Below are 689 nucleotides of genomic sequence, written 5' to 3'. Positions count from 1 at the left end.
CCAGCTTTTTGGTGAAGGGCATCGATATTTTGGGTAATGATTCCAGCGAGTTTCCCTTCTTTTTCCAGTTGCGCAAAGAACCGATGAGAGAAGGTAGGTTCTATTTTATTGATGACCTTTAAAAATTCTCGATGGAACTGATAGAAGAAGCGAGGATTTTTCTGGAAGTAGTCAATATCGAAAATAAGTTCTGGATCTGTCTGCATTTTTTGTTTGTAAATTCCATTGGGGCCTCTGAAATCGGGTATTCCGGCATTAGTAGACATTCCAGCGCCACTTAACAGAACTATTTTATGTGCTTCCTTTAAAGCGCACGCACACTGCTGTGCCATGTATTTAAGATTATTGTTCAAAAGAACCACCTCCGAAAATATTATATCTTATTTTTATAGAAATATTTAATCAAAATTTTATGCAACCGATTGTACAATCTGCTACAATAACCCCAGTTTAAATATGGGGGTGTTAGGATGGCAATTAAAAACATAGTTTTTGGAGTGGACGACAAGCCGCCCTTTCCTATTATGGTTTTAGCTGGTTTTCAACATGTTTTAACTTTATTTGGAGCTACAACTCTTGTCCCCTTGATTTTTGGTCCAGCAATGGGGATGACTACAGTAGAAATTGGCTTTTTTATATCTTGTGTTTATCTGGCAATGGGTATAGCAACGTTAATTCAGACTCACCCT

General features: G+C 37.6%; 2 protein-coding genes. One reads left to right on the top strand and one right to left on the bottom strand.

Annotated elements, in window-relative coordinates:
• Positions 1–353 (bottom strand): SIR2 family NAD-dependent protein deacylase (locus B3L97_RS04510; RefSeq protein ID WP_286934332.1); only part of this gene is annotated, 353 nt, incomplete at its 3' end.
• 117 nt (positions 354–470) lie between these two features.
• Here B3L97_RS04510 and B3L97_RS04505 point away from each other — a divergent pair.
• Positions 471–689 (top strand): solute carrier family 23 protein (locus B3L97_RS04505; protein WP_286934330.1); only part of this gene is annotated, 219 nt, incomplete at its 3' end.

The sequence above is a fragment of the Aminobacterium sp. UBA4834 genome (assembly GCF_002400205.1).
Lineage (GTDB): Bacteria > Synergistota > Synergistia > Synergistales > Aminobacteriaceae > Aminobacterium > Aminobacterium mobile.
This window is presented reverse-complemented; position numbering and strand designations above follow the sequence as displayed.